General features: G+C 73.7%; 14 protein-coding genes. 7 read left to right on the top strand and 7 right to left on the bottom strand.

What is annotated here, in order from left to right; all coding sequences use genetic code 11:
- Window positions 1–66 precede the first annotated feature (66 nt).
- Window positions 67–1,068 carry an SDR family oxidoreductase gene (locus DEI92_RS09905; RefSeq protein WP_111013350.1) on the bottom strand — a complete coding sequence of 334 codons (1,002 nt, stop codon included), beginning with the start codon at window positions 1,066–1,068 and terminating at the stop codon, window positions 67–69.
- Between the two features lie 170 nt (window positions 1,069–1,238).
- Between DEI92_RS09905 and DEI92_RS09900 the strand changes: the two genes are divergently transcribed.
- On the top strand, window positions 1,239–2,456 hold the full coding sequence (locus DEI92_RS09900; RefSeq protein WP_111013349.1) for an MFS transporter: 1,218 nt from the start codon (window positions 1,239–1,241) through the stop codon (window positions 2,454–2,456).
- Between the two features lie 45 nt (window positions 2,457–2,501).
- Here DEI92_RS09900 and DEI92_RS09895 read toward each other — a convergent pair whose 3' ends face one another.
- The 3 genes from DEI92_RS09895 to DEI92_RS09885 all read right to left on the bottom strand — a co-directional run bounded on the left by DEI92_RS09895 (window position 2,502) and on the right by DEI92_RS09885 (window position 5,974).
- Complete coding sequence (locus tag DEI92_RS09895) at window positions 2,502–3,482, bottom strand: L,D-transpeptidase family protein (protein ID WP_111013348.1); 981 nt, start codon at window positions 3,480–3,482, stop codon at window positions 2,502–2,504.
- 93 nt (window positions 3,483–3,575) lie between these two features.
- Window positions 3,576–5,750, bottom strand: coding sequence for a cation-translocating P-type ATPase (locus tag DEI92_RS09890; protein ID WP_111013347.1), 2,175 nt, complete (start codon window positions 5,748–5,750; stop codon window positions 3,576–3,578).
- Window positions 5,747–5,974 carry a heavy-metal-associated domain-containing protein gene (locus DEI92_RS09885; protein WP_111009010.1) on the bottom strand — a complete coding sequence of 76 codons (228 nt, stop codon included), beginning with the start codon at window positions 5,972–5,974 and terminating at the stop codon, window positions 5,747–5,749. Before DEI92_RS09885 ends, DEI92_RS09890 begins: the two co-directional genes overlap by 4 nt.
- 76 nt (window positions 5,975–6,050) lie before the next feature.
- Between DEI92_RS09885 and DEI92_RS09880 the strand changes: the two genes are divergently transcribed.
- Entirely contained in the window at window positions 6,051–6,353 is a 303-nt protein-coding gene (locus DEI92_RS09880; RefSeq protein ID WP_111009011.1) for a metal-sensitive transcriptional regulator, read from the top strand.
- Window positions 6,354–6,399: 46 nt separating this feature from the next.
- Window positions 6,400–7,311 (top strand): zinc-ribbon domain-containing protein, encoded by a 912-nt coding sequence (locus tag DEI92_RS09875; protein ID WP_111013346.1) that lies wholly within the window; start codon window positions 6,400–6,402, stop codon window positions 7,309–7,311.
- A gap of 30 nt (window positions 7,312–7,341) precedes the next feature.
- Here the strand turns inward: DEI92_RS09875 and DEI92_RS09870 are convergent, their stop codons facing one another.
- Window positions 7,342–7,968 carry a GIY-YIG nuclease family protein gene (locus DEI92_RS09870; protein ID WP_375342539.1) on the bottom strand — a complete coding sequence of 209 codons (627 nt, stop codon included), beginning with the start codon at window positions 7,966–7,968 and terminating at the stop codon, window positions 7,342–7,344.
- 203 nt (window positions 7,969–8,171) lie between these two features.
- Here DEI92_RS09870 and DEI92_RS09865 point away from each other — a divergent pair, with 203 nt between their 5' ends.
- Window positions 8,172–8,576: a ribonuclease E inhibitor RraB gene (locus tag DEI92_RS09865; protein WP_181434815.1), complete on the top strand. Its 405-nt coding sequence runs from the start codon at window positions 8,172–8,174 to the stop codon at window positions 8,574–8,576.
- A gap of 152 nt (window positions 8,577–8,728) precedes the next feature.
- Window positions 8,729–9,367, top strand: a complete 639-nt coding sequence (locus DEI92_RS09860; RefSeq protein WP_111013344.1) for a histidine phosphatase family protein — start codon at window positions 8,729–8,731, stop codon at window positions 9,365–9,367.
- 326 nt (window positions 9,368–9,693) lie between these two features.
- Here the strand turns inward: DEI92_RS09860 and DEI92_RS09855 are convergent, their stop codons facing one another.
- The gene (locus DEI92_RS09855; protein ID WP_146244853.1) at window positions 9,694–10,290 is read right to left on the bottom strand and encodes a hypothetical protein; all 597 of its coding nucleotides are present in this window, start codon (window positions 10,288–10,290) and stop codon (window positions 9,694–9,696) included.
- 521 nt (window positions 10,291–10,811) lie between these two features.
- Here DEI92_RS09855 and DEI92_RS09850 point away from each other — a divergent pair.
- Window positions 10,812–11,663: a ScbA/BarX family gamma-butyrolactone biosynthesis protein gene (locus DEI92_RS09850; protein WP_181434814.1), complete on the top strand. Its 852-nt coding sequence runs from the start codon at window positions 10,812–10,814 to the stop codon at window positions 11,661–11,663.
- A 129-nt stretch (window positions 11,664–11,792) separates the two neighbouring features.
- Here the strand turns inward: DEI92_RS09850 and DEI92_RS09845 are convergent, their stop codons facing one another.
- Window positions 11,793–12,437 carry a ScbR family autoregulator-binding transcription factor gene (locus tag DEI92_RS09845; protein WP_181434812.1) on the bottom strand — a complete coding sequence of 215 codons (645 nt, stop codon included), beginning with the start codon at window positions 12,435–12,437 and terminating at the stop codon, window positions 11,793–11,795.
- Window positions 12,438–12,603: 166 nt separating this feature from the next.
- Here DEI92_RS09845 and DEI92_RS09840 point away from each other — a divergent pair, with 166 nt between their 5' ends.
- Entirely contained in the window at window positions 12,604–13,458 is an 855-nt protein-coding gene (locus tag DEI92_RS09840) for an NAD(P)-dependent oxidoreductase (protein WP_181434810.1), read from the top strand.
- The last annotated feature ends 6 nt before the right edge of the window (window positions 13,459–13,464 follow it).

Here is a 13,464-nt window from a genome sequence, read left to right as displayed (position 1 = left end):
GCGCGAGGACTCCGCGCGGGTCGACCGACGCGGCGACGCGGCGGAGGCGGGCGGTGTTGTCCCCGCTCAGACGACCCGCGGCGCGTGTGCCTCGGCGAGGCGGTCCATGAGCGCGTCCTTCTCGGGGTCGACCTGCTGGCGCTCGGGGTGCGCGTCGTACCAGGCGACGATCTCGCGCGCGCCCTGCCGGAACGTCGTGCGCGCCGCGAACCCGGGCACGAGCGTCCGGATCTTGGCGTTGTCGAACACCATCGTGTTCGCCTTGTCGCCGATCACCCCCGCACCCCACGCCGGGTCGTTCGCGAGGATCGCCTCGGTCGGCACGTGCACGAGTTGCGGCTCCGGCGCGCCCGCAGCGGCCGCCACCTCGGTGAACAGCTGGTTCCACGTCGGGGTCTCGTCGCCGGTGATGTGGAACGCCTCGCCGATCGCCTCGGCGCGGTCGAGGACGCCCGTGAACCCGACGGCGAAGTCGCGGCTGTGGGTGATCGTCCAGAGCGAGGTGCCGTCGCCCGGGACGACGACCGGCTTGCCGGCCCGCATCCGGGCGATCACGGTCCAGCCGCCGTCGAACGGGATGAGCGTCTCGTCGTAGGTGTGCGAGGGTCGGACGATGGTCATCGGGAAGTCGTCGTCCCGGTAGGCCTGCAGCAGGAGCTCCTCACAGGCGATCTTGTTCCGCGAGTACTCCCAGTACGGGTTCTTCAGCGGGGTCGACTCCGTGATCGGCAGGTGGGTCGCCGGCGTCTGGTAGGCCGACGCGGAACTGATGAAGACGTACTGGCGGGTCCGTCCCGCGAACACCTCGATGTCCTGACGGACCTGGTCCGGCGTGAACACGACCCAGTTCACGACCACGTCGAACTGCGCGTCTCCGAGGGCCGCCTCCAGCGCCTCCCGATCGGCAGTGTCCGCGGTCAGCCGGGTGACCTCGTCGGGGATCGCCCGCAGGTCGCTCGATCCGCGGTTGAGCACGGTCACGTCGAACCCCTGCCGCACGGCCTCCCGCGTGCAGGAGGCGCTGATCGCGCCGCTCCCGCCGATGAACAACACCCTGGCACCCGTCATCGTCCGCTCCTTCGCGTCCGCGCCCGTGGTCCGGGCGCACGCTCCCAGCCTGGCACCCGCCGGGAGGCACGGTCCAGGTCCGGCGATCGGGCCCGGCGCGGTCCGGCCCGGGCGCGACGGCAAGGGGTCCCGCCGACGTCGGAGAGCTGGAGCGGGGTAGCGTCACTGCCGTGCTCCACCGCTCCACCTCGCCCGCACGCGTGCTCCGTCCCGGCCTCGTCCTGGTCGGCCTGCTGCTCGTCGCCGCGAACCTCCGCGCCGGGATCACGTCGGTCGGGCCGGTGCTCGCCGACGTGCAGCAATCGGTGCACCTTCCCTCGGCGACGGCGTCGGCGCTCATCAGCCTGCCGTTGCTCGCGTTCGCGGCCGTCGCACCGGTCGCGCCCGCGATCGCACGTGCCCTCGGGATCGAGCGCACGCTCGGGGTGTCCTTGGCCGCCCTGGCGGTCGGGATCGTCCTCCGCTCGGTGCCCGGACCGGCGCTGCTGTGGGTCGGCACCGTCCTGCTCGGCGTCGCGATCGCGGTGGTGAACGTCGAACTGCCCGCGCTCGTCAAGCGGGACTTCCCCGACCGCATCGGGCAGGTCACGGGTGCCTACTCCGCCGTGCAGTCGACGTTCGCCGCGATCGCGGCCGGGATCGCGGTCCCCGTCGCCGGCTCCGACGGCTCGGGCTGGCGGCTCGCGCTCGGGCTCTGGGCGGGTCTCGCGCTCGTCGCGCTGGCCGTCTTCGCGCCGCAGCTCCGGGCCCGGACGGTCGTGCCGCCAGCCGCGGACGACGTCGCGCTCGACGACGTCCGGCACCCGGACCCGACCCACCGGTCACCGTGGCGCTCGGCGCTCGGATGGCAGGTCACGGCGTTCATGGGCCTCCAGTCGGTCGGCTACTACGTCGTCATCACGTGGCTGCCGACGATCGAACGCACCGCCGGGGTGAGCGCCGCCGCGGCGGGCGTGCACCAGTTCCTCCTCAACGCGTTCGCCATCGCGGGCAGCCTCCTGTGCTCCGCCGCGCTGCCGCGGTTCCGGGACCAGCGCATCCTGGCGTCGGTGAGCCCGCTGTTCTTCGTGGCGGCGATGGCGGGACAGCTCGTGGACCCGCACCTCGCCGCGGTCTGGGACAGCCTCATCGGTGTGTCCGGTGGAGCGTGCATCGTGCTGGCCCTGTCGTTCTTCGGCCTCCGCACCGAGCACCACCGACAGGCGGCGGGGCTGTCCGCGATGGCGCAGACCGTCGGGTACCTGTTGGCCGCGGCCGGACCGATCGCCGTGAGCGCCCTCCACGACGCGGTCGGTTCCTGGCGACCGGCACTCGTGGTGCTGCTCGTGCTCGAGGTCGCGCTCGCCGGGCTCGGCCTGCTCGCCGGGCGCCGCCGGGTCATCGGCTGAGGCTCCCCGCCCTGGCGACCAGCACGACGGCTGCCCGCACGGCCGTCAGGTGAACTGGATCGGCGTCCCCACCGGCAGGGTCGCGAGCGCGGCGGTCATCGCGGCGGAGATCCGGACGCAGCCGTGGGAGCTGCCCGTGGGGTCCGGGTAGTAGTGCAGCGCAGTCAGGGCGGAGTTCCCTCCGTACCCGGGAAGCAGGGCGGAGTGCGCCCCGGTCAGGGCGATCGGGTGGCCCTCGGTGTACGCGATCCTCGTGTCGACGTAGTCCGCCTCCATGTACGTCGAGGTGGCGGCGGGCGTCGGATCGGTCGGTGTGCCCAACCGGGCGGCCTCGCTCGTGGCCGTCGCACCGCTCTCGGTGACGATCGCGATCGTCGAGGTCGCGTTGTCGACCCGGATCATCCGGTCCGTCCGGGTCAGGGTGAAGTCGGCCGCCCGCGCCCACGCGAAGGTCGCGCTCGGGGCGGTGGCCACACCGTTCGTGCCAGGGGTGCTCTTCCGGGACGGCGTGGACACCAGGACCATCCCGCCGTCGGCACCGGGGGAGCGTCCCCAGACCGCCGTGGTCGCTGGCCGGTTGACGGTCGGCACGGTGGCGCCGAGCGCTGCGATCGGCGCGCTGTCGGCGGCGGGGCTGGCGTAGAGCGGCACGAGCGCCTGCCTCGGTGTCGCGATCTCCCACTGGTTCGCGGGGTGGGCCGTGGTGCCGTCGAGCAGGCCGGGGATGACGGCGTCGTAGTACGCCAACGGCAGCGCCGCGAGCGCCTGGGGACCGACCGGCGGTGGCACGGCCGCGAGGGTGGGTGTCGGCGCGGGCGTCGGGGTGATGCGGCGTGCCTCGGCGGTGGGGGTCGTCGCGGGCGTGGCCGGACGACCGTGGGTGACGCCGACCCCGATGCCCACCGCGACGAGCCCGACGACGACGCCCACCGCGACGAGCAGCGGACGCTGCCGCCGCCTCGACCGGGAGGCCCGCAGCGCGTCGGCCTGGTCGCCCGGCTCGTCGACGTGATCGGTCGTGTCCACTGTTCCCCCTCCGGCACGAGGGGCCCTCGACCCTCGTGCGCCAGGTCCATTGTCGTCCGCGGGTGCCCCGTCGTCCGCCGCCGCTCCGGACGGTCAGGCGGGACGGAACCGGCGGAGCCGCAGACTGTTGCCGACGACGAACACCGAGGACGCAGCCATGGCGGCACCCGCGATCATGGGGTCGAGCAGCCCGGCCATGGCGAGCGGGAGCGCGGCGATGTTGTACGCGAACGCCCAGAGCAGGTTGCCGCGGATCGTCCGGAGTGTCCGTCGGCTCAGGGCGATCGCATCCGCCGCGGCCGCCAGGTCACTCCGGACCAGGACCACGTCCGCGGCGTCCATCGCCACGTCGGACCCCGTGCCCATCGCGATGCCGAGGTCCGCGGCGGCGATCGCGGCCGCGTCGTTCACACCGTCCCCGACCATGGCGACGACCGCCCCGGCACGTTGCAGGTCGGTCACGGCGCGGTGCTTGTCCTCGGGTCGCACCTCGGCGACCACCTCGTCGATGCCGACCTCGGTGGCGACGGCACGGGCGACCTCCTGCCCGTCGCCGCTGAGCAGGACCGTCCGGAGACCCATGCGTCGCAACCGCTCGACCGCGGCGCGACTCGTCGGGCGGACCGCGTCGGCGACGAACACCAGGCCGAGGACGTGGCCGTCGCGTGCGACCGCCACGACGGTCCGCCCGGTCGCGGTCGCCCGTTCGATGCCAGCCACGAGTGCTGCCGGCAGGGGTGTCGCTCCGAGCCCCGTGACCCACGCTGGACGACCCACGCGGACGACGGCGCCGTCGACCACGGCCTCGACGCCGGATCCCGCGGTTGAGCGGAAGGCCGAGACGGTCGCAGCGGTGTCGTGACCCGCGCGCTCCACGAGCGCGCGCCCGACCGGGTGTTCGGACCGACGTTCCACGGCGGCGGCCAGGGCGAGCACGGTCTCCTCGTCGGTCCCCGTGCCGGGCGCGAGCACGACCTCCCGGACCTGCATGCGACCGGTGGTGACGGTGCCGGTCTTGTCGAGCACGACGGTGTCGACGCGCCGGGTGACCTCGAGCACCTGCGGGCCCGTGATGAGCACCCCGAGCTGCGATCCACGGCCGGTCCCGACGAGCAACGCCGTGGGCGTGGCGAGACCGAGGGCACAGGGACAGGCGATCACGAGCGTCGCGACGGCGGCGGCGACCGCCGGACCGGTTCCGGACCCCATCGCGAGCCAGCCGACGAGCGCGACGAGCGCCAGGCCGATCACGACGGGGACGAACACCGCGGAGACCCGGTCGGCGAGCCGTTGCACGGACGCCTTCCCCGTCTGGGCGCGGACGAGGAGGCGACCGATCCGCGCGACCTCGGTGTCGGCGCCGATGCTCGTCGCAGCGACGACCAGGGCCCCGCCGACGTTCACGGTGGAGCCGGTCACGGCGTCACCGACCGCGACCTCGACGGGCACCGACTCGCCCGTCATGATGCTGGTGTCGACGGCGGAGGTCCCCTCGACGACGACACCGTCGGTGGCGATCCGGTCGCCGGGACGGACGACGAATCGGTCGTCGACGCGGAGCGCCGTGGTGGGCACCTCGACCTCCCGACCGTCGCGCAGCAGGCGGGCGGTCGGGGTGCCGAGGTCGAGGAGCACCCGCAGCGCGGCCCCCGAGCGACGACGGGCCCGGAGTTCGGCCACGCGGCCGGCGAGCAGGAACACGGTCACGACCGCGGCCACCTCGGCGTAGGAGTGCGTCCCGGCCACGTCCCGGCCGGCGAGACCGGCCCCCAGGGACCAGACCGACCAGAGCAGGGAGGCGGTCACCCCGAGCGACACGAGCGTGTCCATCGTCGCGGCGCCGTGTCGGGCGTTCACGACCGCCGACCGGTGGAACGGCCACGCGCCCCACGCCGCGATCGGGAGCGCCAGCACGAGCGCGACCCAGGTCGACCCGGGGAACCGCAGGACGGGCACCATCGACAGCGCGACCACGGGCAGGGCGAGCGCGGCGGAGACAGCGAGTCGACGGCGCAGGGGGAGGGCGGGGTCCCGTTCCTCGACGTCCGGTTCGGGCAGGTGCGCGTGGTACCCGGCGGCCTCGACCGTCCGGATCGCGTCGGGGACCCCGATCTCCCGCGGGAGGAGGACCGTGGCGGTCTCGGTCGCGTAGTTGACGCTCGCCGCCACGCCGGGCAGCTTGTTGAGCTTGCGTTCGATGCGGTTCGCGCACGATGCGCAGGTCATGCCCTCGATCGCGAGTTCGACCGGTGCGGCGGTGTCGCTCATGCCTCCGCCAGCGCGTACCCCGCATCGTCGACGGCGGCCGCGACCTCGGCGTCACCGAGCGGACGCTCGCTCGTGACCGTCGCGGTCGAGATCCCGCCGACCTGCAGGTCCACCACGACGCCGAGGACGCCCGGGAGCTCGCGGAACGCCTCGTCGACGCTCATGACGCAGTGCTCGCAGGTCATCCCGCTGATCCGGTAGTCGGTCGTCGTCGGCTCGGTCATGCTCGTCTCCCTCGGTCGTCGCGATACCCTGGCGGGGTACCGCACCACGATACCGCCACCGACCGGGAGGCACGGCATGACCGACGAGACCACGCACCACCACGGGTACATCTCCGCGAAGGACGACTACCTGAAACGGCTCCGGCGCATCGAGGGGCAGGCGCGCGGCCTGCAGCGGATGGTCGACGAGGAGCAGTACTGCATCGACATCCTGACCCAGGTCTCCGCGATGACGAAGGCCCTGCAATCGGTCGCCCTCGGACTGCTCGACGACCACCTCGCGCACTGCGTCGCCGACGCCGTCGCGGAGGGCGGCGATGCCGCGGACGAACGCATCCGAGAGGCATCGGCGGCGATCGCGCGACTCGTGCGCTCCTGATCGGGCGCGGCCGCCGGTGACGGTGGTGCTCCCTACGCTGCGGTCCGTGGCCGAACCGGTGGGTGTGTGGTGGGCGCGACGGCAGTGGTCGCGCGGGCGCGAGGTGCCCTACGCCGTCGGTGAGTTCCGCGAGGCATGGCGTTCCTTCCCGGTCCTCGTGCGCCAGTACCACCCCGACCGCAACAGCGGCATCGTCCTCAGCCAGATCCCGCCCGCCGCCGACGTCTTCCTGTGTTGGGAGTGTGACGCGGGCCACGTGTTCGTCGCCACACCGAGCGAACAGCGGTCCCGTCCCGGCCGCGAGCGCCGGCGGTCCTCGTGGTGTCCCGAGTGTGCCGCGCAAGCCCGACCCCGCGGACCGCTGACCCTGCTGCACCCCGCCGTGGTGCCGGCCACGGGTCCGGACGGAGTCACCGGGCCGGCATCCGACGCACCACGTGCGCCCGCTCCGCTCGCGACGCGTCCGACTCGACCCACACGTCGTGGCCGGGACGTCTGCACCCGGACCCCCGACCTCCCGGCGGGGACCCCGTTCCGCAGTGCGTGCGCCCCGCGCCCGGCGTCCGCGGTGGAGGCGCAGCTGCGTGCCGACCTCCGCGCGCGGCTCGAGCACACCGAGGGCGACAACGCGGTGCGTCTCGCCCGACCCTTCTTCGACCACCTCGAGGCGTGGCCCGACGTCGTGCTCCCGGAGCTCCGCGTCGCGATCGAGTACGACTCGACGGGACGCCACGGTCTCGAGCACGTGGGCCGCCGTGAGGACGCCGACCGCCGGAAGGACCGTGCCCTCCGAGCCGCGGGGTGGGAGGTCATCCGCATCCGGACCGGACGGCTCCCGGCACTCGGGCCGCACGACATCGAGGCCGGCGGGTGGTCCCGGCGGACGCTCGCCCGGCTCGTGGACGAACTGCGGGCGGTGCGCGGGGACCTGCTCGTCGACGCCTACCTGCGCGACTGACACCGGGCACGGTCCGCACGGGTCCCGAGATCAGGTCCGGAGCGCGACGGCCTCGCTCACCCAGCGCGTGTAGAGGTCCCACGGCGCCGGCTGGCCGTCCGTCACGCGGCCGACGTGCTGGCGGAGGTCGTCCTCGATCCTGAACCACTCCGACCCGGGGTACCGCAGGTGCGCGAACTGGTGGTGTCGGGCGCGTTCCAGGGCGCGCCCACCCCGTTCGAACCCGAGGAGTTCCTCGTGCCAGAGCCGGGCGAGCCGCTGGCGGGGGTTGGCGGAGGTGCCGATCTTGATGCGCTCCTCGAAGCGGATGTAGTAGACGACGTCGACGCGTGGCGGACGTGCCTCGCCGTCGGGCACCGCCCCGAGGCGCCACTCGCACACCCCGCAGACCCACCCAGACGGATACCGCACGCCGGTCCGTGCTCCGCAGGAGGCGCACGGCGCGGGGAGGACGTCGTCGACACCGCCCGTGGCGCCGGCCCACTCGGCCGCCACGGCCAGGTGCTGTGCGCAGAGCGCGACGGGCGCGTCCGGAGGGACCGGGCGGCGGCAGGACGAGCCGCACACCGGACCCGCACAGGCGGCCGCCCGTGTTCCCCGCGAGCGTCGCGCGGCGGTCCCGTGGCCACGGTCGTCGATCTCGTCGTCGTTCGTCACCCTCGCACGGTACGGCGGACCCCCGACGCGACGGCGCTCCCGCACCCGATGCGCACGGCGCGGCGGTCCGTTCCACTCCGCTCGGAAACGGCTGGGAATCGGATTGCCGGACGGCGTCCAGGAAGGCCGATTCCCGCGGAAACACGGGGACCGAGAAAGCATACCGAGTATCCTTTTCCTGAACCATGCTCACGCATGGTTGTATGACGGCCATGGGGAAGATCTGGGAGTTCGGTCGGCGCACGAGCGGCAGCGCGGGGGAGGCGCTCCTCACCGCCGCTGACCGCGCGTCGCTCGCGACCGTGTCGGGCGCGGTCACCACGGCACGACCGTGGTTGCACTTCTGGTACTGCGACACGGAGCGGGACGCCCGAGCAGCGGCCGACCGCATGCGCGAGTCCGGATGGGGCATCCGTCGCCTCGGCCGGGCCGTCGGTGAGGACGGATGGGCCGTGATCGCGGTCCGCACCGTCTCCGTGATCGACGAACGCACGGTGTCCGACGCCCGGCGGTTCTTCACCGACCTGGCCCGTCACCACCACGGTGACTACGACGGCTGGGAGTACGGCGTCGACACGCCCGCTCCCTCGCATGCACTTCGGCTCTGACGACGACGTCGACCGACCACGACACCGCTGATCGCGACCGGGCCCGAGGCGGCCGCGCGCGGCGGGGAGCACGGCGCCGGGAGGTCCTCCGGCGCCGACACGCGGAAGCGGCGGCGCGCACAGCGCGCCGCCGCTTCCCTACGCTGTCCCTCGTGCAGCTGTTCCTGATCCGCCACGGGGAGACCCCCACGAACGTCGTCAAGCGCCTCGAGACCCGCGTCCCGGGTCCGGACCTCACCCCGACGGGACGCGAGCAGGCCGACGCCCTCGCGGCATCGTTCGTGAGCCGCAGGCTGGACGCCGTCTACGTCTCACCGCTCGTCCGGACGCACCAGACCGCGGCCCCGCTCCTCCAGGGGCGTGACCTGGTCGCGGTGGAACTCCCGGGCCTGCTCGAGATCGAGGCGGGTGAGCTCGAGGGTCACGACGACCGTGCCGCCGTCGAGCGGTACCACGGCACGATCGGTGCGTGGGTCGCGGGGGACCTCGACCGTGCGATGCCCGGCACCATCACGGGCCGCGCCTTCCTCGACCGATTCGACGGTGCAGTGGAGCGCATCGCGACCGCCGGCGACGAGGTCGTGGTCGCCGTGAGCTCGGGCGCGGCCATCCGGGCGTGGGTCGGCCTCCGGGTGGACAACGTGGACCTCGCGTTCGTGGCCGACCACGTCCTCGGCAACACGGGTGTCGTCGAGCTCCAGGGGTCACCGGACGACGGGTGGACCTGCGTCGCCTGGGAGGGTGCCGGAGTGACCGCGGGCGCGACCGACGCGGCCGGTGGCGTCATCTGACCGTGGCTGGCGGGATCTGACGACGGTCGGAGACCACGCCTCGGCGACCCATGCCGCGCCTCCCGGCCGACGCCGCCCGCGACCCGAGTCGACGAGCGTGGAGAGGGTCCGGGCGCGACCCGAACGCACCCGGACCCTCCGGTGCCCGGCGTCGCGACGTGCGACGGGGCGTCCACGCGGACGATCGCGCCATGACCCGAACACGGCTCGGTCGCCCCGTGGGCCCGCCTGGCGGCGGGCTGGTCCAGTGTCGATCGCGGTCCCGACGGGTGCAGGGGGGATGCATCCACCAGGAGCGCGTGCATGACCGACGCTGGAGGTCTGGCTCACGGCACGGGCCGGCCCTTCCGTCGGCGCTGCCGGAGGACGACGGCGCCGACCGCGGCCTGGAGCAGCCCTGCGGCGACCGCGGCGAACGGAGCGAGGTGCCCCGTGGACGGCGCGAGCGCGAGGAGTCCGGACGCCGCGGTGGCGGCGCCGATCGCGGCGACGACGACCGAGATGCGGCGTGGTGTCGCCGCGACCCTCCGCACGACGACGGCGGCTGTCACCGCCGCGGCTCCCGCCGTCACCATGAGGCCGGCCTCCACGACCCCGGCCGACGCGATCGGCGGCGAGGGCAGCAGCGGCACGACCCCGACCAGGAGGCCGGCGCCGCCGAACACGGCGAACGAGACCCGCCCGATCCACGATCCACGGACGGCGTCCCATGCGCCGCCGTCGCCGAACCCGAGCACGAACGCGGCCATGAAGGTCGCGGCACCACCGAGCATCGCGAACGACGCCTGACCGGACGGTCCGGTGGGACCGCCGGTGGGACCGGCGAGCTGGGCGATGACGCTGAGCAGGGCGCCCACCACCAGCGCGGTGCCACCGAGGAGCATCGTGCTGCTCCGCGGTGCGGTGACGCGCGCTGTGGTCATGTCGGCTCCGGGTCGGTCGGCGGTGGACGGGGACGACGCCGGTACCACCCCTGAGACCACGACACCGGCGCCGTTCCGTCCGATCACCAGCAGCGTAACGGCAAAACCGTACTGTTGGGTATGCTTCTTGGCCCCACTCCGGGGGTGTCGGTCCGGCGGCGCTCGGGGAGGACGGGGGTTCGACCCCAAAACGGGGGACGCAGCCTGTCCCCGTGTACCGCTCGGCCCGTCGACCGGGCAGGCGCGGACCCCGGACGGCGGGACGCCCCGCTCCTCGCGATCCGCGGCACTCCGGGCGCGCGGGCAGCACGGCGGCGAGGGCGTGGTGCCGCACGACACGCGTCGTGTACCCCGCGCGAGGTGCACGTCGCCGTCGGGGCGGCGCGACCGTGTGGAACGGGTGGTGTCGCGACGGACCGCTGCCCCATACGATGCTCATGACCGCCACCGAACGTACGTCCAGTACGCGAACCCGGAAGACCGACCTGTCCCCTCACGCGCATCTCCTCCCGGGAGCCCTGGTGCACCGCCGTCAGCTGACGGAGGTGCTGCTCACTGCGCTCGAGCGGACGAGCGACAGCACCTTCGTGGCGCACGTGCACTGGCCGAGGCGGCACGCGTACTTCGGACCGTGGGGCACGGACGACGTCGCCGTCGGACCCGCGCTCGCGCTCGAGACGCTCCGTCAGACCGCGATCGCACTCGCGCACCTGCACCTCGGGGTGCCGTTCGGACAGGCGTTCGTGATGGAGTCGATGCGCGTCGAGGTCGCCGACGACGCGGTCCGCCGCTCCGACCGCCCCGGATCGCCGACCATCGACGTCGTGGTCTCGGAGCTCGTCGAGCGCAAGGGCGTCGCCGCGTCCTACGACTCGATGCTCACGGTCCGCGACGGCGACCACGTCCTCGCCCGCGGGGGCGGTCGTGCCCGCACCATCCCCGGACCCGTGTACCGCCGGATGCGCGAGGGCGCGCCGTCCTCAGCGGACGTCGATCGCCTGCCGCCTCGCCCGAGTCCGGCCGCGCACGGGCTGGTGGGCGCGCCGACGCCGGACTTCGTCCTGCTGTCCGGTGCCGCGGGCAGCGACGCGTTCGAGCTCTCGCTCGACGCCACGAACCCGGTGTACTTCGACCACCCGCTCGACCACGTGCCGGGCATGGTCGTGCTCGAGGCCGCGCTGCAGGCCTTCCGCGCCCACGCGGACGATCCGACGCACACGCCCCGCGAGGTCACGGTCGAGTTCCTCGCCCACGCGGAGCTCACGAGTCCCGTGACGATCACGCTCGAGCGCGAGGACGGCACCGAGGTCGCGGTCCTGTGCCAGGACGGCGTCGTCGTGTCGCGCGTGCGCGCCTCCGCCTTCCCCGGCTGAGTCGCACTGCCCCGCTGAGCGGCACTGCCCAGCTGAGCGGCACTGTCCGGCTGAGCGGCACTGCCCGGCCTCGTCGCACTGTCCGGCCGAGCCGCACCGCCCGACAGAGCGGTGCCGTGGGGCGTGCGGTCAGACCGCCGAACGCATGATGCGGGCCGGGAGGTCCGCCACGAGCGGCTGCCGCTCGGCCGGCACGAGCGCGGGGATGAGCAACATCGTCCACATGTTCTCGAGCTGCTGGAAGAGGTCCTCGCGGCTGTGCAGGATGTCCGAGACGAGCTGCACGCCCGTGTACGCGGGGATGAGGAACGCCGCCAGGCGCGTGGGGTCCACGTCGGCGCGGATGTCGCCCTCCTCGACCGCCGCCGCGATGAGCCCCTCGACCGTGTGGATCCAGCCCGCGTACGGCGCCTCGCGCTCGAGACCGTTGCCGCCGGCCTCGGTGGTGAGCCGCACCCCGGCGGACACGACGACCTCGTCCTTCATCTGCTGGGCGAAGGTCTGCGACATCCACATCATCCGCTCGAGCGCGGTGCGTCCGAGCAGGAACACCCGCTCGCCGTACGACTGCGCGATCTCGTACTGCAGCTCGATGACCGCGTTCGCCACCTCCTCCTTCGACTTGAAGTGGTGGTAGAGCGCACCCTTGGTGACGCCCGCCTCCGAGGCGACGACGTCGAGCGACGCGTTCGCGTACCCGCGCTGCTCGAAGATCGTCGCGGCGCTCCGGACGATCTTGTCGCGCGTGACGACGGCGCGCTCCTGCTGGGCCATGGTGTCCCCTCCGACTCCCAACGGCCCCGACGGCCGCTCCGACATGGTAGCCACGCTCAGGTCCTGTTACCGTCCGCACGACACCCCTCGACGTGAATGGATGGCCCCCAGCGTGCAATCGTCCCCCGAAATGTCCTCCTCGCTGTCCTCCTCGACACCTGTCGCGGTGACCGGTCCGCTCGGGTTCATCGGGCGACGCGTCGTCGACGCGCTCGTGGCGGAGGCCGTGCCGGTCCGCGGTCTCGTGCGTCGTGCGGTGCCCGAGAACGCCGCCTTCTCCCCGGTGTCCGGGGACCTGCTCGGCCCGGAGGCCGTGGCCCGCCTGGTCGCGGGTGTGCAGACCGTCGTGCACAGCGCGGTCGCGATCGGCGGGGACGACGACGCCGTCCGCCGCACGAACGTGGACGGCACGCGCATCGTCGTCGAGGCGGCGGCCGAGGCAGGAGCGCGCGTGGTCCTGGTGTCCACCGCGGCGGTGTTCGGCTCCGGGCCGCACCGGGGCGGTCCGCGTCCGGGTGCGACGCCCGAGTCCGCGACCTCCGTGAGCCGTGCGGAGGCGGAGCGGTTGGTCCTCGGAGCTGGCGGAGCCGTCGTCCGCCCGAACGTCGTCCACGGGGTGGGGGACCGATGGGTGTTCCCGTCGGCGCTGCGCCTCGTCACGGCCGTGGGGGCGGTTCCGGACACCGCGGCGCGGGTGAGCGTCGTGCACGTCCGGACACTCGGCCGCCGCATCGCGGCCGCCGCCCTCACGCGCGCATCGGGCGTCGTCCCCGTCCACACCGATCCGCCCGTGGCCGCGGGCGAGGTCGTGGTCACCGCCGCCGAGGTGCTCGGCCGCTCCCTGCCCCCGGTCGTGTCCGTGGAGGAGTTCCGCGATCGCGCCGCCGGTCGGGGCCTCAGCTCCCACCAACTCGCGATGCTGCTCGACGACGCGTGGTTCGACGTCGCCGACCCGGAGCCACTCGGCACGCTCGAGCTCGACGCCGAGGACCGCGACTGGTACCGGTCCCTCGCGGGGTGAATCCGG

This window comes from Curtobacterium sp. MCBD17_034 (genome assembly GCF_003234515.1).
Classification (GTDB): Bacteria; Actinomycetota; Actinomycetes; order Actinomycetales; family Microbacteriaceae; genus Curtobacterium.
The sequence above is the reverse complement of the archived record's forward strand: the minus strand, read 5'-3'. Positions and strand labels throughout refer to the sequence as shown.

Excerpts from the sequence above, each read along its gene's own strand:
- DEI92_RS09865 (WP_181434815.1), top strand. The coding sequence starts at position 8,172 with ATGACGGCCATGGGGAAGATCTGGGAGTTCGGTCGGCGCACGAGCGGC.
- DEI92_RS09880 (WP_111009011.1), top strand. The coding sequence starts at position 6,051 with ATGACCGACGAGACCACGCACCACCACGGGTACATCTCCGCGAAGGAC.
- DEI92_RS09845 (WP_181434812.1), bottom strand. The coding sequence starts at position 12,437 with ATGGCCCAGCAGGAGCGCGCCGTCGTCACGCGCGACAAGATCGTCCGG.
- DEI92_RS09890 (WP_111013347.1), bottom strand. The coding sequence starts at position 5,750 with ATGAGCGACACCGCCGCACCGGTCGAACTCGCGATCGAGGGCATGACC.
- DEI92_RS09885 (WP_111009010.1), bottom strand. The coding sequence starts at position 5,974 with ATGACCGAGCCGACGACGACCGACTACCGGATCAGCGGGATGACCTGC.
- DEI92_RS09855 (WP_146244853.1), bottom strand. The coding sequence starts at position 10,290 with ATGACCACAGCGCGCGTCACCGCACCGCGGAGCAGCACGATGCTCCTC.
- DEI92_RS09905 (WP_111013350.1), bottom strand. The coding sequence starts at position 1,068 with ATGACGGGTGCCAGGGTGTTGTTCATCGGCGGGAGCGGCGCGATCAGC.